General features: G+C 61.8%; 1 pseudogene. It reads right to left on the reverse strand.

The annotated features are described in order from the left end of the window. A pseudogene (locus tag MM194_RS21815) lies at positions 1-393 on the reverse strand (IS3 family transposase); the annotation flags it as partial.

The raw sequence follows: 393 nt of genomic DNA on the forward strand, positions 1-393 counted from the left end.
CTTCGTGCACGTGATGACCCACTATCTTGCGTGAGTAAGCATCCGTCACCAGGCTCAGGTACAGCGGCCCGCTCCTGGCTGGCAGATAGGTGATGTCGGCGACCCAGACTTGCTCCAGTGCCACCGGTGTGACCTGCTCTGGCCCAGCCTTGAGCAAGTTGGGATGACGGTAGAAGCGGTGAAAACTGTGGGTGGTCTTGTGATACGCCCGCCTGGGCTGCACCAGCAGGCGGTGCTCGGCCAATATCTGAAACAGCCTGTCCCGCCCGACCTTGAGCCCGCCATCATCCTGACCCTGAAGCAGATAATGCAGCTTGCGGGTGCCGACCCGTGGCTGGCGTAACCGTACCTGACGCACTAAGCGCACCACCTGCAGCCCCTGTGCATGGCGCA

Origin of the sequence: Aeromonas sp. MR16 (assembly GCF_022549315.1) — a bacterium.
In the GTDB taxonomy this organism is placed as follows: domain Bacteria; phylum Pseudomonadota; class Gammaproteobacteria; order Enterobacterales; family Aeromonadaceae; genus Aeromonas; species Aeromonas aquatica.